A 21,087-nucleotide genomic window follows, 5' to 3' on the forward strand; every position below is an offset into this window, starting at 1 on the left:
GGGCATAGCTATTGTACCATAGAAAGAGGCTAGGAAATAACGTCCCAGCCTCTAAGATTTAGAAGAAGTAATTTACCTTGAGAGCCTGTTCTTCTTTGAGGGCCTCGTAAAAGTAAACCTGCGAGCAATAGTGATAGGGCACAACATAGAGTCCAACCAGTCCAAAGGTAATCCCCATCAGGAAAAACCAACCGATAAAGGACAAGTCTAGAACCCACCGTTTTGCCTTGTAGCCTTTCATCAACTGGCGGCTATCTCTGATAAGAGAAAAGGCACTCGTGTAGTTATTGTTCTCCAGTCTGTCATAGAGGAGAAACTCCACTTGAGAATAAGCATAGTATTGCGGGCAGTAGAGGGCGCAACCTGCAACTAAAAGGATAAACCCACCAAGGAGGAAGGCGCTGATCAGCTGGACAAGCCCTTCTGGAGGGAGATAGTAAGAGATAATAGCGAGCATCAGGCCAACGATAAAACAAAATAGCCCGACTAACATTGGAATGCTCCAAAGGAAGAGCAGAAAATTCTTCAACAGATAGGTGACCAAGATTTTTACGAAATGTGGATGGGTGAAAACAAACAAGGCATCCTTAATCGCAACCGTTTCTCTGGTTTTTCTAACAACCTGAATCAAGGTCCAAGAGATAGAAAGGTAGAGAAAGGAAATCAAGAGACCATAAAACATAGGAAAAAGCGTGCTATTGATGACAAAACCAGTCGTTGCACTCGGATTGGTTGCCAGTTCACTGTAGACAGTTGTACCTTGTCCGTAGACATAGGAGAAAATATTGGTTACTGCTGTAATGGCCACTGGAATAAGAGCTAAAAGGTAAATACCAGGTACCGTGTTTATGGTTTGACGTGCCTGAGCACGAATATGACTAACTGAAAACATAAAAAACCTCCTTGTTTTATTCTAACATAATATAAGGTGACAAGCCAGATTTTTTTTGATAGACTAGATAAGATGCTGGCTTGGCCAGTCGTATGAAATTCCTAGGACTGTTTTTCCTAGTGGGAGGTAACTATGACAGATGTTCCAATCAAGTACCGCTTGATTAAGAAAGAAAAGCACACGGGTGCCCGCTTGGGGGAGATTATCACTCCGCACGGCACTTTTCCGACGCCTATGTTTATGCCGGTAGGGACTCAGGCGACGGTCAAAACTATGTCACCAGAGGAGTTGAAAGAGATGGGGTCAGGAATTATCCTAGCCAATACCTATCATCTCTGGCTACGTCCTGGTGATGAGTTGATTGCTCGAGCTGGGGGCTTGCACACATTCATGAACTGGGATCAGCCGATTTTGACAGACTCAGGTGGCTTTCAGGTCTACTCGCTAGCTGATAGCCGCAACATTTCAGAAGAAGGTGTCACCTTTAAGAACCACCTCAATGGCAGCAAGATGTTCTTGTCACCCGAGAAGGCTATCTCCATTCAGAACAATCTTGGCTCAGACATCATGATGAGCTTTGACGAGTGTCCGCAATTTTATCAACCCTATGACTATGTTAAAAAATCCATTGAACGAACCAGTCGTTGGGCAGAACGAGGACTGAAGGCCCATCGTCGTCCGCATGACCAAGGGCTTTTCGGTATTGTACAAGGAGCTGGTTTTGAAGATTTGCGCCGCCAGTCAGCCCATGACTTGGTGAGTATGGATTTCCCAGGCTATTCTATCGGTGGTTTAGCGGTCGGAGAAACCCACGACGAGATGAATGCGGTATTGGATTTTACCACCCCACTCTTACCGGAAAACAAACCGCGCTATCTGATGGGAGTCGGAGCGCCGGACAGCCTAATTGACGCTGTTATTCGTGGTGTGGATATGTTTGACTGTGTGCTTCCAACCCGTATCGCCCGTAACGGAACCTGTATGACCAGTCAAGGCCGTTTGGTGGTGAAGAATGCTCAATTTGCAGAGGATTTTACGCCGCTTGACCATGACTGTGATTGCTACACTTGTAAGCATTATACGCGTGCCTACCTCCGTCACCTGCTCAAGGCAGATGAAACATTTGGTCTGCGTCTGACCAGCTACCACAATCTTTACTTCCTTATCAATTTGATGAAAAAAGTTCGTCAGGCCATTATGGATGACAATTTGCTGGAATTCCGTCAGGATTTTATGGAGCGCTATGGCTACGGCAAAAACGGCAGAAACTTCTAAAACACAAAGCAACCTCCTAGCGCAGAGCAGGAGGTCTGTTTATTTTTATCCTTCAAAATACAAGAGTTCTTTTGGTGTTTGAGTAAAGACCTCAAAACCATTTTTAGTGACATAGCCACAATCTTCGATGCGAACGCCCACCTTACCAGGAATGTAGATACCAGGCTCAACAGAGAAGCACATGCCTTCTTCGATGACGAGGTCATTTCCCTCCATAATAGAAGGAAACTCATGGACACTCATACCCAAGCCATGTCCTAGACGGTGATTAAAATACGGCCCATAGCCAGCTTTTTCGATGACGGAACGAGCAGCGTAGTCAATCTCGCCTGCAGTGACACCCGGCTTAATCATATCGATAGCAGCCAGATGGGCTTCAAGGGTTAACTGGTAGATGTCTTTCTTAAACTGGTCAGGCTGACCAACAGCCACCGTACGGGTCATATCAGAAGTGTAGCCTAGTGTTTCAACTCCCAAATCAAAGAGCAATAAAGCGTTGTTTTCAATCCGATTGGTTCCTGGGATACCATGAGGATTAGCAGCATTGGTACCGGTCAAAACCATGGTGTCAAAGCTCATCTTGTGGATGCCCTGTTTTTTCATCTCAAATTCAATCTGAGCGATGATGTCCGTTTCTGTGGCCTGCAAGGAAATAGCATCAAATCCGATCTGCATGGCCTTATCAGCAAATTGACCAGCTACCAACATTTTCTCAATCTCGTCACGAGATTTAATCAGTTTCATCTTGTTGATCAGGGGTGTCAGGTCTGAAAAAGCCTGATTAAAGATAGACTGGAGCCCATGGTAACGGGTTAAATTGAGGTTGTCAAACTCTGCTCCGATTTTCTTAAAATACTTCTGCGGCAGGGCAGCCTTGATTTTTTCCCAAGGGTTTTCCGAGTCAACATAGCCCACAACAGGGAAGGTGACCGTCGCGACCGCCCGCTTCATATCGAGGGCAGGAAGAAAGAGCAAGGAGTCGCTGTCAGGGAGAACAAAGAGCATCATGTGGCGCTCGTGCGGGTCGCTATGAAAACCTGTCAGATAATGAATGGTAACAGGGTCTGAAAAAATGGCTAGATCCAGTTGGTTTTCTTCTAGATAGTTCCTAATTTGATTGATTTTTGTCATGAAAACACCTCTTTCCAAAGTCTATTCTTCCAAAAAATGAAAAAAATTGCAAGAGTAAAGAAAAAAGTTAGACATTTCTCTTGAAAGTGGTTTCAAAAAGTGATAAACTATAGACGAGTGAAAGCGTAATTTTCATAGATATAGACTAATTGAAAGGAAGTAACTATTATGATGAATACCGACGATACGGTAACGATTTATGACGTTGCTCGCGAAGCAGGTGTTTCCATGGCTACGGTTAGCCGTGTAGTAAACGGTAATAAGAATGTCAAGGAAAACACTCGTAAGAAAGTTTTAGAAGTCATCGATCGCTTGGATTATCGTCCCAATGCTGTTGCAAGAGGACTTGCTAGTAAAAAAACGACAACAGTAGGGGTTGTCATTCCAAATATAGCTAATGCTTACTACGCAACCTTGGCTAAGGGAATTGATGATATTGCAGATATGTATAAGTATAATATCGTCCTAGCCAACAGCGATGAAAGTGATGAAAAAGAAATCAATGTTGTCAATACCCTCTTTTCAAAACAGGTGGATGGCATTATCTTTATGGGCTACCATTTGACTGACAAGATTCGTGCTGAGTTTTCACGCTCCCGTACACCGATTGTTTTGGCGGGGACAGTAGATTTGGAGCATCAGTTGCCAAGCGTCAACATTGATTATGCGAAGGCAACGTCTGATGCGGTGCAGGTTCTTGCTAAGCACAATGAAAAGATTGCTTTTGTATCGGGGCCGCTAGTGGACGATATTAACGGGAAGGTTCGTTTTTCTGGTTATAAGGCTGGTCTTAAAGCCAATGGCCTGGAGTTCAACGAAGGTCTTGTCTTTGAATCCAAGTACAAGTATGAAGAAGGCTATGCCTTGGCAGAACGCATTTTGAACTCTGGAGCGACAGCTGCCTATGTAGCAGAAGATGAGATAGCAGCAGGACTCTTGAACGGGATTTCAGACAAGGGAATCAAGGTTCCAGAAGAGTTTGAAATCATCACCAGCGATGACTCGATTGTGACCAAATTTACCAGTCCAAACCTGACCTCCATCAGCCAACCGCTCTATGACATTGGTGCCATTGCTATGCGGATGCTGACCAAGATTATGCACAAGGAAGACTTGGAAAGCCGCGAGGTTATCTTGAACCACGGTATCAAAGATCGTCACTCAACCAAGTAAAAAAGACAAAAACACCAGAAGTGAGGCTTCTGGTGTTTTGCTCGTTAATAGAGAAAATGGGCTGCTAGAAGGATGACAATCAAGGCCAAGATGTGACCGCCATTGACAATAATAAAAGAATGTTTGAGGGCGCGCTTCATACTGAGCTTGGACAGGTTATGGAAGGTAATCATGACTCCCGATTGGGGAACAACTGTCAGGGCGGCCGAAGCGATAACCGTTACTCGGTGCAAGAGTTCGGGTTGGATGCCCATTTCCAGATAGCTAGGTAAAAAGTTGGCACTGACGATACCAATTGCGCCGGAAGCAGAACCTAGTATGCCACTTAAAAGGGCGGTTGAGAGAGAGAGGCTGATAAGAGGTGAACCAGGAATGGAGCGAATGGCTGCTTGGATAAGGGAAAAACCAGTAGAAGCCGTTAAGACAGCTCCAAAGGCTACGGTACTAGAAGTAGCAAAGGCGGGAATGATGGAAGCTGTTGTACCAGCATTTAAAACCTCTTTTTGGTTAGGTAAAAATGGTTTAAATAGAAGAGCTGACAAGAGGATGCTGATAGTCAGACCGACAACCAAAATATTGGGCATTTTGCTGAAGACAAAGATGGTTGCTAGTAGCCCCAGTAGTGGCAAACAGCTTACAAACAGTGATGGAAGCTGTTGATTGCTTTCAGAAATATCAGATTCGCTATCTCCCGTTTCCATATAGGTTTCGCCTTTCTTCAAACTCTTTTTGAGGGCGTAGGACATATAGCACAACCCGAAAACCAACATAGTCAGGCTGGCCAAAATGCCCAATACGGGAGCGGCAGTTAGGCTTGTTCCCAATACCTTGGTCGGGATGGCATTTTGGATGGAAGGCGTCGCAGGTAAGGCGGTCAAGGTATAGGTGCTAGCTCCCAGAAAGACCGGGATTGGAAAGAGTTCCCAGTTGATATTTAGCTCCTTAAAGAGCGGACGTGAGAGGGGCAAAAGGGTAAAGATAACAACGAAAATACTCACACCACCATAGGTTAGAATAGAAGCAACAATGGTAATGGCTAGTAATACAGAAAAGGGTTTGTCCTTGCCGACCAACTTGAGAATGGCTTGGGCGATAGACTGGGAAGCTCCGCTTTTTTCCATGTAGCTGGCCAAAATAGACCCTAGTAAAAAGATGGCAAAATTATTGATTAAAAAGCCTGTTAGACCGACCATGTAGGACTGCTCCTTACCCAGTAAGCTGTCAAGAATGTCCATCTGATTGGTTAAAATGACTACCAAACTGGCCAAAGGGGCTGCCAAGACGACATGCAGGTTTTTGGTAGTAAGGTAAATGATGGCTGAAATAGCCAAAATGACCCCCAAAAGGGCAAGAATATCCATAATAATCTCCTTATAATTGACAAAAGATAGCAGGGGCTCAAGCCCAGCGCCACTTCTCAGAGTTCGTGTCAAGATCTCAGCGCAGTTATTGACGAACTCTTTTAAATTTTCGCGTTCTTTTCCACTCCCTGGTTGGGAGAATCCCCATATTGGTGAATGGCTTGAACATCATCAGCTAAAGGCAACAAAAGTTGGCTGATGCTTTTTCCAAGAATGGGATGGAGAAAGTCTGCCTCCAGTTCAGCCAAAGGTAGCAAAACAAAGGCTCGCTCGTGGGCATAGGGGTGAGGCACAGTCAGAGTGTCAGTCTGGATGCACTCATCATTCCAAAAAATAATATCAAGGTCAAGGGTGCGCTCGCCCCATTTTTCCTTGCGAATCCTCCCGAGTTTTTTTTCGATAGCCTGACAGGCCAGTAGGAAGTCTGGAGCAGAAAATTCGGTTTTTAGCTTGCAGACCAGATTGAGGAAGTCTTGCTGGTCTGTTTTTCCCCAGGCCGGTGTTTCATAAATGGACGAAGTAGCGATGACTTGACTCTTTGGTAGTTGCTTTAATTCTTGAATGGCTGCTTTTAGGTAGGCCATGCGGTCACCGATATTTCCTCCAGCACTGATATAGACGGTATTCATGGGCGGCGGCGCTCCAATTCAATACCCACAGAGTCATAGTGTCCAGCAATGGGCGGATTCTCCTTATAAATAGCGCAACGGATTTGTTGAACAGAAGGGAACTGCTCAAAGATGGCTTGGCAAATAGCACCGGCTAGCCGTTCAATGAGAATGTAAGGAGTGCCTTCAACCAGCTCTTTTATCAACTCAAACACCTGTCCATAATGGACGGTATCTTCCAATCTATCCGATAGAGAGGCAGCGGTTAAGTCCAGAAATAAATCGCAATCAACCGTGAAAATTTGGCCGAGGGTCTGCTCTTCCTTGAAGGCACCATGGTAGCCGTAAAACCGGCATTTATTGAGTGAAATTTTATCCATTCTTATTTCCCTTTACTAACTGACTCCATACGCGAACGAGGTCACGGTTTTCTTCTACATTGTGAACGCGAACCATCTGGCACCCCTTCATGATGGCCCAGGCAGATAGGGCGGCTGTTGCCTTATCTCGCTCTAAGGGAAGAGTCTGGCCGCCCAATAGGTGGTCAACGACACGTTTTCTAGAGATACCAAAGAGGACAGGGTAACCTAGGTTGGTAATTTGCTCCAAGCCTTCTAAGAGCTGAAGGTTGTCTTGGGCGTTTTTTGAAAAACCAAATCCCGGGTCAATCCAGATATTTTCCTTGTGAACGCCTGCCTGAAGGGCCGCATCAATCCGTTCTGCCAGAAAATTTCGTACTTCCTGTACCACATCCTCGTAGCCTTCCTGTTTTTGGTTGTGCATAAGGATAATAGGAGCCTGATAACGAGCTGCCAAGTCCAGCATGTGACCGTCGTAGGTACCTGCCCAGACATCGTTAAGGATGTCTGCACCTGCTTCTAAGGCAGCTTGAGCAGTAGCCGTCTTATAGGTGTCAATGCTGATAAGACAGTCAAAACGCTCTTTGATAGCGCGGATAATTGGCACCACGCGCTTGATTTCTTCTTCTTCGCTGACAAATGTTGCGCCGGGACGGGTGGATTCTCCGCCAATATCAATGACGGTGGCACCGGCCGCTAACATCTTTTCAACCTGTTCAAGGGCAGCCTGAATCTCATCGAAACAGCCGCCGTCGGAGAAAGAATCTGGGGTAACATTGAGAATCCCCATAATACTGTGAGTGTCTGCAAGTTGGTGCATGGTTTTGCTATCTCCTTACTTATTGTGAATCATGGACAAGAGCTCGCGCCGCAAAATGGCGTCTTCTTTGAAGCTACCTAGAGCAACAGTCGTTACCGTCTTGCTGCCCGGTTTACGGATGCCGCGCATACTCATACACATGTGTTCGGCTTCAACCATGACAAAAACTCCCTCTGGATGAAGAGCGTCCTGCAAGGCATGGGCAACCTGATGGGTCAGACGTTCCTGAAGCTGAGGGCGTCTGCTGGCCACCTCAACAGCCCGGGCCAATTTGCTAAGTCCAGTAACTCGGCCTTGGCTGGGAATATAGGCGACGTGGGCAATGCCATAAAAGGGCACAAGATGGTGTTCGCACATCGAGTGAAAAGGAATATCCTTGACCAAGACGACCTCTTCGTGACCTTCTGAAAAGACGGCTGTAAATTCATCTTTGGGGTCGGAGTCTAGGCCATTAAACATTTCCAAGTACATCTTTGCGACCCGCTTGGGAGTGTCCAGTAAGCCTTCACGCTCAGGGTCTTCGCCCAAAAGTTGAAGGAGCTGATAAATCGTTTGTTCCAGTTGTTCTTGTTTTGAAATGGTCATTCCTGCTAATCTCTTTCTTTTTTCATACATAGTCCATTATATCCCAAATTGAGGGATTTAGGAAGATAGAGTCCTTTGAATATGGAAGAATATACGGATTTAGGCTCTGTTTTTGAAAGGCAGAGCTTCTATGCTATAATGATAGAAATGACGAAAGAGGATAGACAAAAGATGATTCAATTAGCAACCATCTGCTACATTGACAATGGAGAAGCCTTTCTTATGCTCCATCGGAATAAAAAAGAGAATGACATTCATCATGGAAAGTGGATTGGCGTAGGTGGAAAATTAGAAGCAGGAGAAACACCTCAGGCCTGCGCTAAGCGCGAAATATTGGAAGAAACAGGCCTTGAAGTGACGGATATGAGCTTAAGAGGTATTATCACCTTTCCCAACCTGACTCCAAACTGCGATTGGTACGCCTATGTTTTTAAAATTACAGGCTTTGAAGGAGAGCTCATTGATTGCCCAGAGGGGGACTTGGAATGGGTACCTTATGATCAAGTGTTGACGAAGCCGAGCTGGGAAGGAGATTGGCGCTTTCAGTCCTGGCTCTTGGAAAACAAACCCTTCTTTTCTGCTAGCTTTAGCTATGAAGCAGATAAGCTGGTGTCCTATCATGTTGACTTTTATGACTAAGACCCGTTGGAGCGGAAGAAGAACCTTCTGCTCCCAGTGTCTTTTTTTGAAAAAAAGGACTATAATGGAAATATGAAAGTATTATTGTATTTAGAAGGGAAGACTGTCCTTGAGAAATCTGGGATTGGTCGTGCCCTCCACCATCAGATGGAAGCCCTGGATATGGCAGGGATTCCTTATACCACAGACCTTCTGGGAGATTATGATGTGGTTCACATCAATACCTACGGTCCTCGTAGCTGGCTGTTATTGCATGCAGCCAAGCGCCGGGGGAAAAAGGTCATCTTACATGGACACTCTACCAAGGAGGATTTTCAAAATTCCTTTATTGGCTCGAACTTCTTGGCTCCTTTTTTCGGGAAATACCTGGCTGGGATGTATCAGAAGGCGGATTTTGTTATCACACCGTCTGCTTACTCTAAGAAATTGATTGAGTCCTACGGTGTTACAACGCCGATTGTAGCTGTTTCAAATGGGATAGACCTTGAGCGCTACCGCAAGGATCCCCATAAGGAGGCGGTCTTTAGGAAGCATTTCGGCATTGAAGAAGGTCAACCTGTTGTAGTCTGTGCGGGCCTTTATTTCCGTCGCAAGGGGATTGAAGATTTTGTCAAGGTGGCAGAAAAAATGCCTCATGTCCGCTTTATCTGGCTAGGCAGTATCAAGAAATGGCTGATTCCTTCTTATATCCGCAAAATTGTGAATGGAGATCATCCTGACAATGTTTCCTTCCCTGGCTTTTTCAAGGGAGCTGTTTTTCAAGGGGCCATGAGCGGAGCAGATGTTTTTTTCTTCCCTTCTTATGAAGAAACAGAAGGGATCGTTGTCTTAGAGGCGCTTGCTAGCTACCAGAATGTTGTCCTGCGAGATATTCCAGTTTATCAGGGATGGATTGATGAAAACAGCACAGAGTTGGGGCGGACAGTGGATGATTTTGTAGAGTCTATCCAGAAGATTTTAGACAAGAAAGTAGATAAGCGTGAAGCAGGCTATCGAGTGGCAGAGAGCCGGTCTATGGATCAGGTTTCTCATCAGCTGGTTGATGCCTATCGACAAGTATTGGAGATGTAGATGCGTATAGGATTTTTTACAGATACTTATTTTCCACAGGTATCAGGAGTGGCAACTTCGATAAAGACCCTCAAGACAGAGTTGGAAAAACAGGGGCATACGGTCTTTATTTTTACAACTACCGACGAGGACATTAACCGGTATGAGGACTGGGATGTCATCCGCATCCCCAGCGTACCCTTTTTTGCCTTCAAGGAACGGCGCGTGGCCTACCGAGGCTTTACAGATGCCTTGAAAATTGCTCGTCGCTACAAGCTAGATCTCATCCATACCCATACAGAGTTTTCGCTGGGTATTTTGGGGAAAATGATTGCCAGGGAACTGGATATTCCTGTGGTTCACACCTACCATACCCAGTATGAAGACTATGTTCACTACATCGCGAATGGAAAGCTGATTCGTCCCAGCATGGTCAAATACTTCGTCCGCAGTTTTCTCAAGGGCTTGGACGGGGTTATCTGCCCTAGCGAGATTGTTGAAGACCTGCTAAATGGTTACGATATTCCGATTTCCAAGCGAGTGATTCCAACAGGTATTGATTTGGCCAAGTTTGAGCGCCCAGAAATTACCGAGGAAGACACCCTAGATTTGCGGGCTCATTTGGGCATTGAACCAGATGAAACCATGCTGCTTAGTCTGTCGCGTATTTCTCATGAAAAAAATATTCAGGCTATCGTTAGTGCCATGCCAACCATTTTGGCTGACAACAGCAAGGTCAAATTGGTGATTGTGGGCGGAGGGCCTTTTGCCGAGGAACTCAAAGAACTCATCCATGAACTGGGCCTGACCGACTCAGTGCAGATGACAGGGATGATTGCTCCGACAGATACCGCCCTTTACTACAAGGCGGCTGACTTCTTCATCTCAGCCTCTACCAGTGAAACTCAAGGACTAACCTTCTTGGAAAGTTTAGCTTCTGGAACGCCGATTTTGGCTCATTCCAATCCCTACCTAGATAATGTCATTACAGACAAGATGTTTGGTACCCTTTACCAGCGGGAGCAAGAGCTTTCGGACGCTGTTGTTGAAGCTATTGTAGCGACGCCTGTGATGAACCAGCATCTTCTGGAGAAGAAACTCTATGAGATTTCAGCTACTAACTTTGGCCGCAGGGTTTATGAATACTATCTGGATCTCAAGATTTCCTACGATTTCCGAAGAAACCACATCAAAGAGGACGGCGTAGTAGAAAGTCTATTAAAAGAAGCGATTTATTTACCACAAAAAGTCGTTGTCAAATCATCAACGACAACAGTTAAAATTTTAAAAAAATCCGTTCAGCAGGTTAAATCCATCCGCAATTTCTTTGACTAAGGAGGTGGAAGATGGCACAGTTTAAAGCACTCAATTGGCGCAGTTTACTGCTTCATGCAGGACTTATCTTATTTATGTATGTGGGAGTTTTTTGGCTTTGCCAATTTTTGGAACCCATGCTTGCCAAAGGCATTGTGGTCAATAATATCCTCTTTTTCACACCTCTGGTACTCTTTATGAGCAGCGCTATCTATGCCTGGAAATATGGTTTCTCTATCCTATATAGCGCACTCGTGTTTCTGCTCTATCCTGTGACCATCTTGATTTTTAGAGAGTGGATTCTCATCTACCACCTGTTTTATACGGGCTGCTCGCTGCTAGGCAATCTAGCAGGAGCTTGGCTAAAAACCTTCCAAAAAGGAACTAATAATCCTTGAAAAATTGTCAAATCGTGCTATAATAGCTCTTAGAGACTTATCAATCCTAGGAAATCTTTGAGAGAGTGGGCGGTTGGTGCAAGCACACAGAGGATAGGATTGACACTACTCGGTATGATTTTATGCAAACATAAAAGGGTGGTTCCCTTATCGCCAATTCGAGGTCAAGGACGTCTTTTTCGTGCTTGATAAATGAAGGTGGAACCACGTTGCGACGTCCTTTTGCGAGGGCGTCGTATTTATTTTGGAGGAGGTGAGAAGATGCTTTATCTCATCGGAGGTTCACCCTGCAGTGGGAAATCGACAATTGCAGCCCATTTAGCGGAGCGCTATCAACTGATTCCCATTAAATTGGATGATTTGGTGGAGGGTTTTACCCAAGCAGCTAGAAGGGATGGTGCCCCCATTTCAACTCTTAGGGAGAAGAGAACAACGGATCAGATCTGGTTGAGAGAGCCCGCCGCCATGGCCGAGGAAGAATGGGCCTTTTATGAGGAAATTTTTCCCTACCTGCGGCAATACCTAGCAGAGAACCGGGATAAACCAATGATCTTAGAGGGTGCAGGCTGTTTGCCCCACTTGATCAAATCCCTAAACATGGACCTTTCCTACCTTTGCCTGACCCCGACAGCTGACTTTCAGAAGGAGCAGTATGCTAAGAGAGAATGGGTTCCTTATGTCTTACAAAACTCCTCCCATCCTCAGCTGGCTTTTGACAACTGGATGAAGCGAGACATTCTCTTTGCCAAACGGTGCCGCAAGGAGGCAGAAAGGCTATCCTATCCACAGCTGCTGACCGATGGCAGCCGAAGGATTGAGGAAATGACAGAGCAAGCTGCGCATATCTTGGGCCTATCTAACTGCTAAAGAACCAATTTAGACGAAAGAAAACAAGGAGATGAACATGCCTGCCCTTCCACAAGAAACGCTTGAACGCTGCCGAGCCATTCGCAGAGCTTATAGAGAGCTGGAAATCAAACACCACGAGAAAGAGTGGTCCATTGAAGAGGACCTCTTGGCCTTGACCAATGATATTGGCAACATGAACCGCCTCATTATGACCAAGCAGGGGCGTTATTATGATGAAACACCCTATCAGCTGGAGCAGAAACTGGCTGAAAATATCTGGTGGTTGATCGCATTGGCTGACCGCCTCGATATCGATATTCAAAAAGAAATGGAAACCTTTTTAGCTCAAAAAGAAGAGCTATTGGGGATTAAAAAATAAATAATAAGGAGATAACCATGATTAACATTACTTTCCCAGATGGTGCGGTGCGCCAATTCGACGCTGGTGTCACTACTTTTGAAGTGGCCCAATCCATCAGTAATTCCTTGGCAAAAAAAGCCTTGGCTGGTAAGTTCAATGGTAAATTGATTGACACCACACGGGCCATCACAGAGGATGGTTCGCTTGAAATCGTGACCCCTGACCATGAGGATGCGCTTGATATCCTGCGTCATTCGGCTGCCCACCTCTTTGCCCAAGCAGCCAAACGCCATTTCCCAGACATTAAACTGGGGGTTGGTCCTGCCATTCAGGATGGTTTTTACTATGACACGGACAATGCGGCGGGCCAGATTTCCAATGAAGATTTAGCTAAGATTGAAGAGGAGATGAGAAAGATTGTCAAGGAAAATTTCCCATCCGAGCGCCGCGAGGTGACCAAGGAAGAAGCCCTGGAAATCTTCAAGGATGACCCTTATAAACTGGAGCTGATTCAGGAGCATTCGGATGATGAGGGGGGCTTGACCATCTATACCCAAGGGGAATATGTGGACCTCTGCCGAGGACCTCATGTGCCGTCAACTGGCCGCATTCAGGTCTTCCAATTGCTTAACGTGGCTGGTGCATACTGGCGGGGCAAGAGCGAAAATCCAATGATGCAAAGGATTTATGGTACGGCCTGGTTTGACAAAAAAGACCTCAAGCACTATATCCAAATGCGGGAGGAAGCCAAGGAGCGTGACCACCGTAAACTGGGTAAAGAGCTGGATCTCTTCATGATTTCCCAAGAAGTGGGGCAGGGGCTGCCTTTCTGGCTGCCAAATGGGGCCACCATCCGTCGTGAATTGGAACGCTACATTGTCGACAAGGAGCTGGCTTCTGGCTACCTTCATGTCTATACCCCACCGATGGCTTCTGTGGAACTCTACAAAACCTCAGGCCACTGGGAGCATTATCAAGAAGATATGTTCCCCGTCATGGACATGGGGGATGGGGAAGAATTTGTCCTTCGTCCCATGAACTGCCCGCACCACATCCAGGTCTACAAGCACCATGTGCATTCCTACCGTGAGCTGCCTATCCGTATCGCAGAAATCGGCATGATGCACCGCTATGAAAAATCAGGTGCCCTCTCAGGCCTCCAGCGCGTGCGTGAAATGTCGCTCAACGATGGCCATCTCTTTGTCATGCCAGAGCAGATTCAGGAAGAATTCCAAAAAGCCCTCCAGCTCATCATCGATGTCTACGAAGATTTCAACCTGACGGATTATCGTTTCCGCCTGTCTTACCGTGACCCTGAGGACAAGGAAAAATACTACGACAATGACGAGATGTGGGAAAATGCCCAAAGCATGCTGAAAGCTGCCCTGGATGAAATGGGTGTGGACTATTTTGAAGCTGAAGGAGAAGCGGCCTTCTACGGTCCAAAACTGGACATCCAAGTCAAGACCGCCCTCGGCAACGAAGAGACCCTTTCGACCATTCAGCTGGACTTCCTCTTGCCAGAGCGCTTTGACCTCTCTTATGTCGGTGCAGATGGTGAGGAGCACCGTCCGGTCATGATTCACCGTGGTGTTATCTCTACCATGGAACGCTTCACAGCCATCTTGATTGAAAACTACAAGGGAGCTTTCCCGACTTGGCTAGCGCCTCATCAAGTAACGGTCATCCCGATTTCCAATGAAGCCCACATTGACTACGCTTGGGAAGTAGCCAAGGCCCTTAAAGACAAGGGGATCCGTGCTGATGTGGACGAGCGCAACGAGAAGATGCAGTACAAGATTCGGGCCAGCCAAACCCAAAAAATCCCTTACCAACTCATCGTTGGGGACAAGGAAATGGAGTCCAAGTCAGTCAACGTCCGCCGCTACGGCAGCAAGGAAACCCATACCGAAACGCTTGAGGAATTTGTGGAAAATATTTTAGCCGATATTGCCAGAAAATCAAGACCGGTAGAATAATCGTTCATACTAGTGATAAGAGGTTGAGGCCAGAAGGCCCAGCCTCTTTGTTATGATGCGGAGTGGAATGGCTATATTCTTTGAAAATCACCCTCAGCTGCTGTTGGCTAAATTTGCATTGGGTATAAACCACATATTTCCTTGACAAAAGTGATGGTTCCTGATAAGTTTAGTTTGTACAGAACTAAAAGAACCAAGGGGAGAAGGCAGATGAATCAAGAAAAATTAAAAGAGATCGAAGGGATTGCAAATCTTTTTATACAATTGGATTATGCCCGCACACCATCCAGTATCCTGGCATTTTTAATGTTGGAGGAAGAAGGGAGTGTCACCTTTAATAAAATCGTTGACCAGCTTGGTTTGTCCAAGGCCAGTACAAGCACAGGTCTGCGCTTCCTTGAAAACAAGGGGATGATTAGCTATCAAAGCCGCCTGCACTCCAGAGAGCGTTTCATTTACCTAAATCCCATGGGGATTACCATTTGGCTGTCCGCCAGAATGGCTGTTTTTGAGGAGATGATAAGACTCTTCAATCAGTTGGCAGATTACCATAGCTTTTCCTATGGGGAACAATTTAAAAAGGTTGCTCAGCTTTGTCAAAAATTAGATAGGGCTGTCATGCAGGTATTAGAGGATTTCAATAGGGAAAGGAGCTGAGGGTTTTATGTTATAAAGTTGGTTTGTTTGGTTCGGAACTAAATTAAATAAAGGAGGGACAGTGATGAAGAAGAACGAAGCCATTCTAAAGCGCCAGGAGCACAGGATAAGGTTTAAAAACAAGGATATGGATTTTTGTTTTAATTGGCTCTTGGGAATCAGTCAGGTTATTGGGATGAGTTCTGGCGAGCTGTTTTATATTGCAAGTGGCATAAGGGACGGCAATCCTGCTGACTGGCGAAATCGCTTTAATGAGCATGTGCGCTATCTCGAAAAAGAGGCGCATGAAGCTGAGCAGGCGTCCTGCTCGGCCTTAGCTTCCCACTTGTATTTTTCGGCTTGTTATGCCCAGCGGGCAGCGCTACAGTTTACGGATCCCGGTCAGGAGAGGTTTATGGCAGATTTTCACCGAATGGAAGGGCTGTTCCTGTCAGCTATTGAACATAGCTCCATTTCCCTCAGACAAATTGAAATCCCCTTTGAGGGGAGCTATTTGCCAGGTTACGCCATTCTTTTTGATGATCGCCCGCGAGCTACCGTGATTGTCATTGGTGGCGGGGATACCAGCGGAGAGGATTTGTTCTATTTTCTGGGGTATGCGGGCTGGCAGCATGGCTATAATGTCCTGATGGTAGATTTGCCTGGTCAGGGAAAGAATCCGGCCCAAGGTCTTTGTTTTACTGTTGATGCGGGACAAGCTATTTCAGCCATTTTGGATTGGTATCAGGCTCCGACTGATCAGATTGCCCTTGCAGGCTTTAGCGGTGGCGGCTACTTTACCGCCCAGGGGGTGGAAAAAGATAAGCGCATCAAGGCCTGGATTGCTTCGACCGCCATCTACGATGTGGCAGCAGTTTTTCGCACCTCCTTTTCGGCTACTCTAAAGGTCCCCAATAAACTGCTGAATTGGGTAAGCCAACTGATGATGACTGTTAATCAAGTCGCCGAGGTCAATCTGAAAAAATATGCCTGGCAGTTTGGCCAGAAGGATTTTCTGACCAGTGTCAGTAAGGTTTTAGAACTGGCACAGCCAGTTGACTATCACCAAATCGCGATTCCCAGCCTCTTCTTAGTCGGAGCCGGCGAGAGTCCTGAGCTGATAAGGCAGACCAAAGTCATCTATGAAGATTTAAGGAAGAGGGGGATTGAGGCAAGCCTAAGGGAGTTTTCCAGTGCCAGCGGTGCTGATGCCCACTGTCAGGTGAATCATTTTCGTCTAATGCATCATGTCGTCTTTGACTGGCTGGATCAGGTATTTAGACATTGAGATGCGGTATAAGAAAGATGCTGCTATTTCCGACCTCGTGAAACAGATGGCCCAAGAAAAAACCTTGGGCCAAGATTTCTTGGTCCAAGGCTGAGCGGTGAGTTAGGATTCTGTTTCTACATAAGTGTGGAGCGGATAGGTCGGGTATGTCAGGCAGCGGGCCTTTTCAGAAGTGACAAAGCCTGGAGGGGCGTCGATGACTGATGGAATCCGATTGACCATGGTGGCACAGGTCAGGGCAACTGTGTCAGGCTTGCTGACGGAGAAGACCAGATTTGGCTCGCCGGTGATTTCCCAATCGCACATGTCGCCGTCATCTTGACGGTAAACCTTGCCGATGCATTCAACTTCCAGTTCGATACCTTGGTGGGTATGGATGGTCGTAACAGCTGACATACCAGTCACCTGACCGGCTGGGATGGTACGGCCAAGTGTATCGGAATAGACATCTTCATCCAGGATATAAGGCACGCTCTTTTGGGAAATGTCTTTGATGGTCCAATTCATCTTGGAGCAGATGGCCTCAGCAGCATTCCACATATAGGATGGAAGGCTTTCGGCGGATGCGATTTCTTCTTCAAAACGTTGGACATCGTAACCAGCGCCATGGGCCTCTGCCAAGGCTAGACCGTAGTCCTCTACATTGTAGCTAGCAATGCCCTTGACTTTTTGAATCTTGTTCATGCCGGCCATCATCAGACAGGGCATGTTGATCCAGTAAATGTCTTGCATGCCTGATCCCATGATGGTGACGCCATGCTGTTTGGCTAGTTTGTCCAGCCGATTGGTTTCTGAAGGAGAGGTCGTCCATGGATAGATGGCCTCTTCACAGGTTGAAATCACGTTGACACCATGTTTGATGGCTGTTTCATAGAAAGCAAACATCTCAGGCATATAGGAAAAAATGGTGACAATGGCAATATCAGCATCGCAGTCAGCGAATACCTGATCAGCATTATCTGAGATGAGGATGCCTGTTTTGTAGCCCAATTGAGCATAATCACCGACATCTTGTCCGATAATCTCAGGGTTGTTATCAATAGCGCCGACAATTTCTACTCCATTGTCAACTAAATATTTGAGAATAACCCGAGACATTTTACCACAGCCGTACTGGACGGCACGAATTTTCGTCTTTCTCATTGTGAAGCCTCCTTTTGTTTGTTATTTTTTTCACAACTATATTATAATGTCTATAGTAGCTAGAGAGTCAAGCAGGGAGGGCAAGATATGAAGACTATTTTGAGTATCGGTGAATTTTCCAAAATCAACGCCATTTCTATCCAAACCTTGCGCTTTTACGACCAGATTGGCCTTTTAAAACCCTACAAAATTGACCCTCACAGCAAGTACCGTTTTTACCACATTAACCAGTCGTCACTGGTGGATGCCATCCAGTACCTGCGCCAGCTGGGCTTTTCCCTGGAAGAGGTCAAGGAGATACTGTCAGATAAGCAGTCCCATCATCTGCAGGATTTGATTGAGGACAAGCGGCAGGCCCTGCTTGCTGAAAAACGAAAGTTGGAGGAGCAAATCAAGGAGATTGAGGTCTTTCAATCAGGGGCCAAGCTCTATCATCAGGCCAAGCAGCAAAAGAAGGTGGAAATCCTCTCTTTTCCGCAGCGGGAAATCCTGATCTTTGAGATTGACCGCAATATCTACCAGATGTCAACGGAGGAGTATGAATTTTATTTGCGCTATTTTAAACAGGCCATTCACGCCCACAATCCCTATTACCATCACTTGAGCCGAGTGGGCTCTCTGATGGCGGCAGAAGATTTTCAAGAGAAAAATTGGGTTTCTAAACATTTCCTGCTCTTTCAGCACGAGACCATCCACCTGCCCAATACTAGCATTCAAAGCTTGGCGGCAGGAGAATATGCTGTTGCTTACTCAGTTTCTTTTGAGGCCGAAATAGATGCCTTACCTCATTTTCATCAGGCGATTCACGAAGCAGGTTATCAGCCCTGCGGCCCTTATATTTGCGAGGTGATTCATGAACAGCCCCAATTGCAGGAAAACCAGCGCGATATGTTTATCCGTATGCAGGTGCAGGTCAAAAAGAGGAATTCTTAGATAGACACAAGAAAAGACCTAAAGCTAGGCTGAGAAGAGCTGGCTTTGGGTCTTTTTACAATATAAATTATTCCATACTGCTTGCCCATGACTTGGCCAAGTAGCGAGAAAAGCTGGAGATGGCGAAGTTGATGAGGAAGTAGATGAGGGAAACCATGAGATAGAGGGCGAAGACTTGTTCGGCCTCAAAATAACGTCCCATCAGGATTTGGCTGGAGCCAAATAGCTCCTGCAGGGCAATGACGGAGTAGAGGAAGCTAGTGTCCTTGATAACTGTCACAATCTGGGAGATGATGGCCGGCAACATCTTGCGAATGGCCTGTGGCATGATGATGTAGATCATGATTTGTACCGAGGTAAAACCCTGTGACAAACCAGCTTCGGTCTGGCCCGGTCCGACAGCGTTGAGACCACCACGGATAATCTCGGCCATGGCTGACGTGGTAAAAATGGTAAAGGCTGTAATACCAGCAGGCGTTGACTTCATTTGGAAGACAAGAAAAACAGTGAAAATCCACAGTAGGTTGGGAACGTTGCGGACAAACTCGATGTAAATCGTTGCAAGCCACTTAAAAATCGGATTTTTTCCGTTTCGCATCACCGCCAAAATCATACCAAACAAGATTGAAAGGACAACAGAAATACTAGAAATATACAAGGTTAACCCTAACCCTTGCCAGAGAAGTTGAAAGGTTGAGGGTTTGAACAATTCAAAAATACTATTCATTCATCAACCTCCTTAATGAGAATAGGCAACCTTGTTCTTTTCTTCGATGCGACGCCCCCAGCTTGCAACAGGGAAACACATACAGAAGTAGAGGAAGGCAGCTCCAGCAAAGGCTGGAATATAATTGGCATTCATGGCTGACCAAGACTTGGTTAAAAACATGATGTCGGCGCCAGAAATGATAGCAACCGTCGCTGTATTTTTAATCAAATTGACAATTTGGTTGGTCAGTGGTGGCAGAATCGTGGGGATAGCCTGTGGCAGGATGATGATGCGCATGGTTTCAGCAGGTGTAAAGCCCTGTGATAAGGCGGCTTCTGTTTGTCCAGTCGGTACTGCCTCAATTCCTGAACGAATCACCTCGGAAATATAAGCCCCGTGGTAGAGGCCAACACAGATAACCGCAGTCCAGTAAATAGATGGCATAAGGACATAGTTAGAAATCAAGGGCAGACCATAATAAATCATCATAAACTGCATCAGCAAGGGGGTGTTTTGATAGAACTCCACATAAACACGGGCAATCAGGCGCAGGAAGCGATTTTTAGTAGAAGACAGGCTTCCAAAGAGTATGCCCAAGAACATGGCTAGCATAAAGGCACCCAGAGAGATGGCCAAGGTAAAAAGCAGGCCTTGGAAGAAGAGCGGAAAGTCTTTAAAATAACTCACCCAGTTCTCCCATGCGTAGGGACTTGTTGTCAATAAGAGCATAGACATTCCTTTCTATTCATCTGTTTGGGTAACGGGTTTAAGCCCGTTTTTATCGTAGATAACTTGTAGACTGCCATCGGTCAGCCATTGGTCAATCAGACTGCTCAGGTAGTCGTTTAGCTCTGTATTGGACAATTTGGTCACGATTCCGTATTGGGAGGCTGAGAAGCTGAAATCCATAAGTTGGGATTTTGAGCTAACATACCCTGATAGGATGGACTGGTCCACAGAGAAGGCATCGATTCGGTGGGCACGAAGGGAAACAGATAATTCTGGATACGAACCCAATTCTGCAAAAGTGACATCAAGCTTATGTTTGGTAGCTAACTCCGTGATGAGTTTACGGGTATTGGAACCTTGTGCGACTCCGATATGTTTACCATCTAGATCTTCGAGAGTCTTGATGCCACTATCCTTATTGACGAGAAAGCCAACTGCATCAGTGTAGTAAGGAGTTGTAAAGTTGTAGAGGAGCTTGCGTTCTTCTGTGATGGTAAAGGTAGCGATAACCATATCGACCTGTCCATTGTCCAGCAAAGGCCCGCGAGTTTGGGCAGTTACCGGTGTAAATTCAATCTTGACCCCTAGCTCTTTGGCAATTTTTCTGGCGATGTCTACTTCCATGCCTTCAAACTGGTTGCTGTCGGGATTGAGGTAGCCGAAGTTTGGAACATCCTGTTTGACCCCGACTCGCAGAACTCCTCGGTCAATGATGGCCTGGATTTGATCGCTAGTGGAAAGTTCAGCTGCTGTTTCTGTTTTAGCAACGGGCTGGTGGCTAAAAAAGAGGATGAGGCAGGCAAACAGTAGCAGTCGAATAGCTAGGAAAAGTCCTACTTTTTTATCTTTCATAGT

At 46.0% G+C, this 21,087-nt stretch carries 23 protein-coding genes; 12 read left to right on the forward strand and 11 right to left on the reverse strand.

Annotated features, from left to right (window positions below; translation table 11 throughout):
* Positions 1-58: 58 nt before the first annotated feature.
* The gene (locus INT76_RS10435; RefSeq protein WP_212570572.1) at positions 59-892 is read right to left on the reverse strand and encodes a DUF975 family protein; all 834 of its coding nucleotides are present in this window, start codon (positions 890-892) and stop codon (positions 59-61) included.
* A 132-nt stretch (positions 893-1,024) separates the two neighbouring features.
* Here INT76_RS10435 and tgt point away from each other — a divergent pair, with 132 nt between their 5' ends.
* Complete coding sequence (tgt, locus tag INT76_RS10440; protein WP_212570582.1) at positions 1,025-2,167, forward strand: tRNA guanosine(34) transglycosylase Tgt; 1,143 nt, start codon at positions 1,025-1,027, stop codon at positions 2,165-2,167.
* A 45-nt stretch (positions 2,168-2,212) separates the two neighbouring features.
* On the opposite strand, the gene INT76_RS10445 is transcribed toward tgt, so the two are convergent.
* Positions 2,213-3,298: a M24 family metallopeptidase gene (locus INT76_RS10445; protein ID WP_212570584.1), complete on the reverse strand. Its 1,086-nt coding sequence runs from the start codon at positions 3,296-3,298 to the stop codon at positions 2,213-2,215.
* A gap of 171 nt (positions 3,299-3,469) precedes the next feature.
* On the opposite strand from INT76_RS10445, the gene ccpA reads away from it, so the two are divergent.
* A complete protein-coding gene (ccpA, locus tag INT76_RS10450; protein ID WP_212573073.1) occupies positions 3,470-4,471 on the forward strand; it encodes a catabolite control protein A in 1,002 nt (333 codons plus the stop codon).
* A 44-nt stretch (positions 4,472-4,515) separates the two neighbouring features.
* Here ccpA and INT76_RS10455 read toward each other — a convergent pair whose 3' ends face one another.
* The 5 genes from INT76_RS10455 to folE all read right to left on the reverse strand — a co-directional run bounded on the left by INT76_RS10455 (position 4,516) and on the right by folE (position 8,198).
* Positions 4,516-5,832, reverse strand: a complete 1,317-nt coding sequence (locus INT76_RS10455) for a GntP family permease (protein ID WP_212570586.1) — start codon at positions 5,830-5,832, stop codon at positions 4,516-4,518.
* Positions 5,833-5,933: 101 nt separating this feature from the next.
* Positions 5,934-6,461 (reverse strand): 2-amino-4-hydroxy-6-hydroxymethyldihydropteridine diphosphokinase, encoded by a 528-nt coding sequence (gene folK, locus INT76_RS10460; RefSeq protein WP_212570588.1) that lies wholly within the window; start codon positions 6,459-6,461, stop codon positions 5,934-5,936.
* Complete coding sequence (gene folB, locus INT76_RS10465) at positions 6,458-6,820, reverse strand: dihydroneopterin aldolase (RefSeq protein ID WP_212570590.1); 363 nt, start codon at positions 6,818-6,820, stop codon at positions 6,458-6,460. Before folB ends, folK begins: the two co-directional genes overlap by 4 nt.
* Positions 6,813-7,619 carry a dihydropteroate synthase gene (folP, locus tag INT76_RS10470; RefSeq protein WP_212570592.1) on the reverse strand — a complete coding sequence of 269 codons (807 nt, stop codon included), beginning with the start codon at positions 7,617-7,619 and terminating at the stop codon, positions 6,813-6,815. Before folP ends, folB begins: the two co-directional genes overlap by 8 nt.
* A gap of 15 nt (positions 7,620-7,634) precedes the next feature.
* Positions 7,635-8,198: a GTP cyclohydrolase I FolE gene (folE, locus tag INT76_RS10475; protein ID WP_212573074.1), complete on the reverse strand. Its 564-nt coding sequence runs from the start codon at positions 8,196-8,198 to the stop codon at positions 7,635-7,637.
* Between the two features lie 177 nt (positions 8,199-8,375).
* On the opposite strand from folE, the gene INT76_RS10480 reads away from it, so the two are divergent.
* The 9 genes from INT76_RS10480 (at position 8,376) to INT76_RS10520 (ending at position 16,718) form a co-directional block, all read left to right on the forward strand.
* On the forward strand, positions 8,376-8,843 hold the full coding sequence (locus INT76_RS10480; protein WP_212570594.1) for an NUDIX hydrolase: 468 nt from the start codon (positions 8,376-8,378) through the stop codon (positions 8,841-8,843).
* A 72-nt stretch (positions 8,844-8,915) separates the two neighbouring features.
* On the forward strand, positions 8,916-9,914 hold the full coding sequence (locus INT76_RS10485; protein ID WP_212570596.1) for an LTA glycolipid anchor biosynthesis glycosyltransferase, IagA/BgsA family: 999 nt from the start codon (positions 8,916-8,918) through the stop codon (positions 9,912-9,914).
* On the forward strand, positions 9,915-11,228 hold the full coding sequence (locus INT76_RS10490) for a glycosyltransferase family 4 protein (protein ID WP_212570597.1): 1,314 nt from the start codon (positions 9,915-9,917) through the stop codon (positions 11,226-11,228).
* An 11-nt stretch (positions 11,229-11,239) separates the two neighbouring features.
* The gene (locus INT76_RS10495; protein ID WP_212570599.1) at positions 11,240-11,605 is read left to right on the forward strand and encodes a hypothetical protein; all 366 of its coding nucleotides are present in this window, start codon (positions 11,240-11,242) and stop codon (positions 11,603-11,605) included.
* A gap of 261 nt (positions 11,606-11,866) precedes the next feature.
* Entirely contained in the window at positions 11,867-12,472 is a 606-nt protein-coding gene (locus INT76_RS10500; protein WP_212570601.1) for an AAA family ATPase, read from the forward strand.
* A 37-nt stretch (positions 12,473-12,509) separates the two neighbouring features.
* Positions 12,510-12,833 carry a nucleoside triphosphate pyrophosphohydrolase family protein gene (locus INT76_RS10505; protein ID WP_212570603.1) on the forward strand — a complete coding sequence of 108 codons (324 nt, stop codon included), beginning with the start codon at positions 12,510-12,512 and terminating at the stop codon, positions 12,831-12,833.
* 17 nt (positions 12,834-12,850) lie between these two features.
* Positions 12,851-14,794 carry a threonine--tRNA ligase gene (thrS, locus tag INT76_RS10510; protein ID WP_212570605.1) on the forward strand — a complete coding sequence of 648 codons (1,944 nt, stop codon included), beginning with the start codon at positions 12,851-12,853 and terminating at the stop codon, positions 14,792-14,794.
* Between the two features lie 210 nt (positions 14,795-15,004).
* Positions 15,005-15,451: a helix-turn-helix domain-containing protein gene (locus INT76_RS10515; protein ID WP_212570607.1), complete on the forward strand. Its 447-nt coding sequence runs from the start codon at positions 15,005-15,007 to the stop codon at positions 15,449-15,451.
* A gap of 64 nt (positions 15,452-15,515) precedes the next feature.
* A complete protein-coding gene (locus INT76_RS10520) occupies positions 15,516-16,718 on the forward strand; it encodes an alpha/beta hydrolase family protein (protein ID WP_212570614.1) in 1,203 nt (400 codons plus the stop codon).
* A gap of 102 nt (positions 16,719-16,820) precedes the next feature.
* On the opposite strand, the gene INT76_RS10525 is transcribed toward INT76_RS10520, so the two are convergent.
* Positions 16,821-17,861 carry an NAD(P)H-dependent amine dehydrogenase family protein gene (locus INT76_RS10525; protein ID WP_212570616.1) on the reverse strand — a complete coding sequence of 347 codons (1,041 nt, stop codon included), beginning with the start codon at positions 17,859-17,861 and terminating at the stop codon, positions 16,821-16,823.
* An 87-nt stretch (positions 17,862-17,948) separates the two neighbouring features.
* On the opposite strand from INT76_RS10525, the gene INT76_RS10530 reads away from it, so the two are divergent.
* Entirely contained in the window at positions 17,949-18,794 is an 846-nt protein-coding gene (locus tag INT76_RS10530; protein ID WP_212570618.1) for a MerR family transcriptional regulator, read from the forward strand.
* A 67-nt stretch (positions 18,795-18,861) separates the two neighbouring features.
* On the opposite strand, the gene INT76_RS10535 is transcribed toward INT76_RS10530, so the two are convergent.
* From INT76_RS10535 to INT76_RS10545, 3 genes are read right to left on the reverse strand one after another with little or no spacing between them, the layout of a single operon-like run.
* Complete coding sequence (locus tag INT76_RS10535; RefSeq protein ID WP_212570625.1) at positions 18,862-19,521, reverse strand: amino acid ABC transporter permease; 660 nt, start codon at positions 19,519-19,521, stop codon at positions 18,862-18,864.
* Positions 19,522-19,533: 12 nt separating this feature from the next.
* A complete protein-coding gene (locus tag INT76_RS10540; protein WP_212570627.1) occupies positions 19,534-20,232 on the reverse strand; it encodes an amino acid ABC transporter permease in 699 nt (232 codons plus the stop codon).
* Between the two features lie 12 nt (positions 20,233-20,244).
* Positions 20,245-21,084 (reverse strand): transporter substrate-binding domain-containing protein, encoded by an 840-nt coding sequence (locus INT76_RS10545; protein ID WP_212570629.1) that lies wholly within the window; start codon positions 21,082-21,084, stop codon positions 20,245-20,247.
* Positions 21,085-21,087: the final 3 nt, after the last annotated feature.

The sequence above is a fragment of the Streptococcus oriscaviae genome (assembly GCF_018137985.1).
Lineage (GTDB): Bacteria > Bacillota > Bacilli > Lactobacillales > Streptococcaceae > Streptococcus > Streptococcus oriscaviae.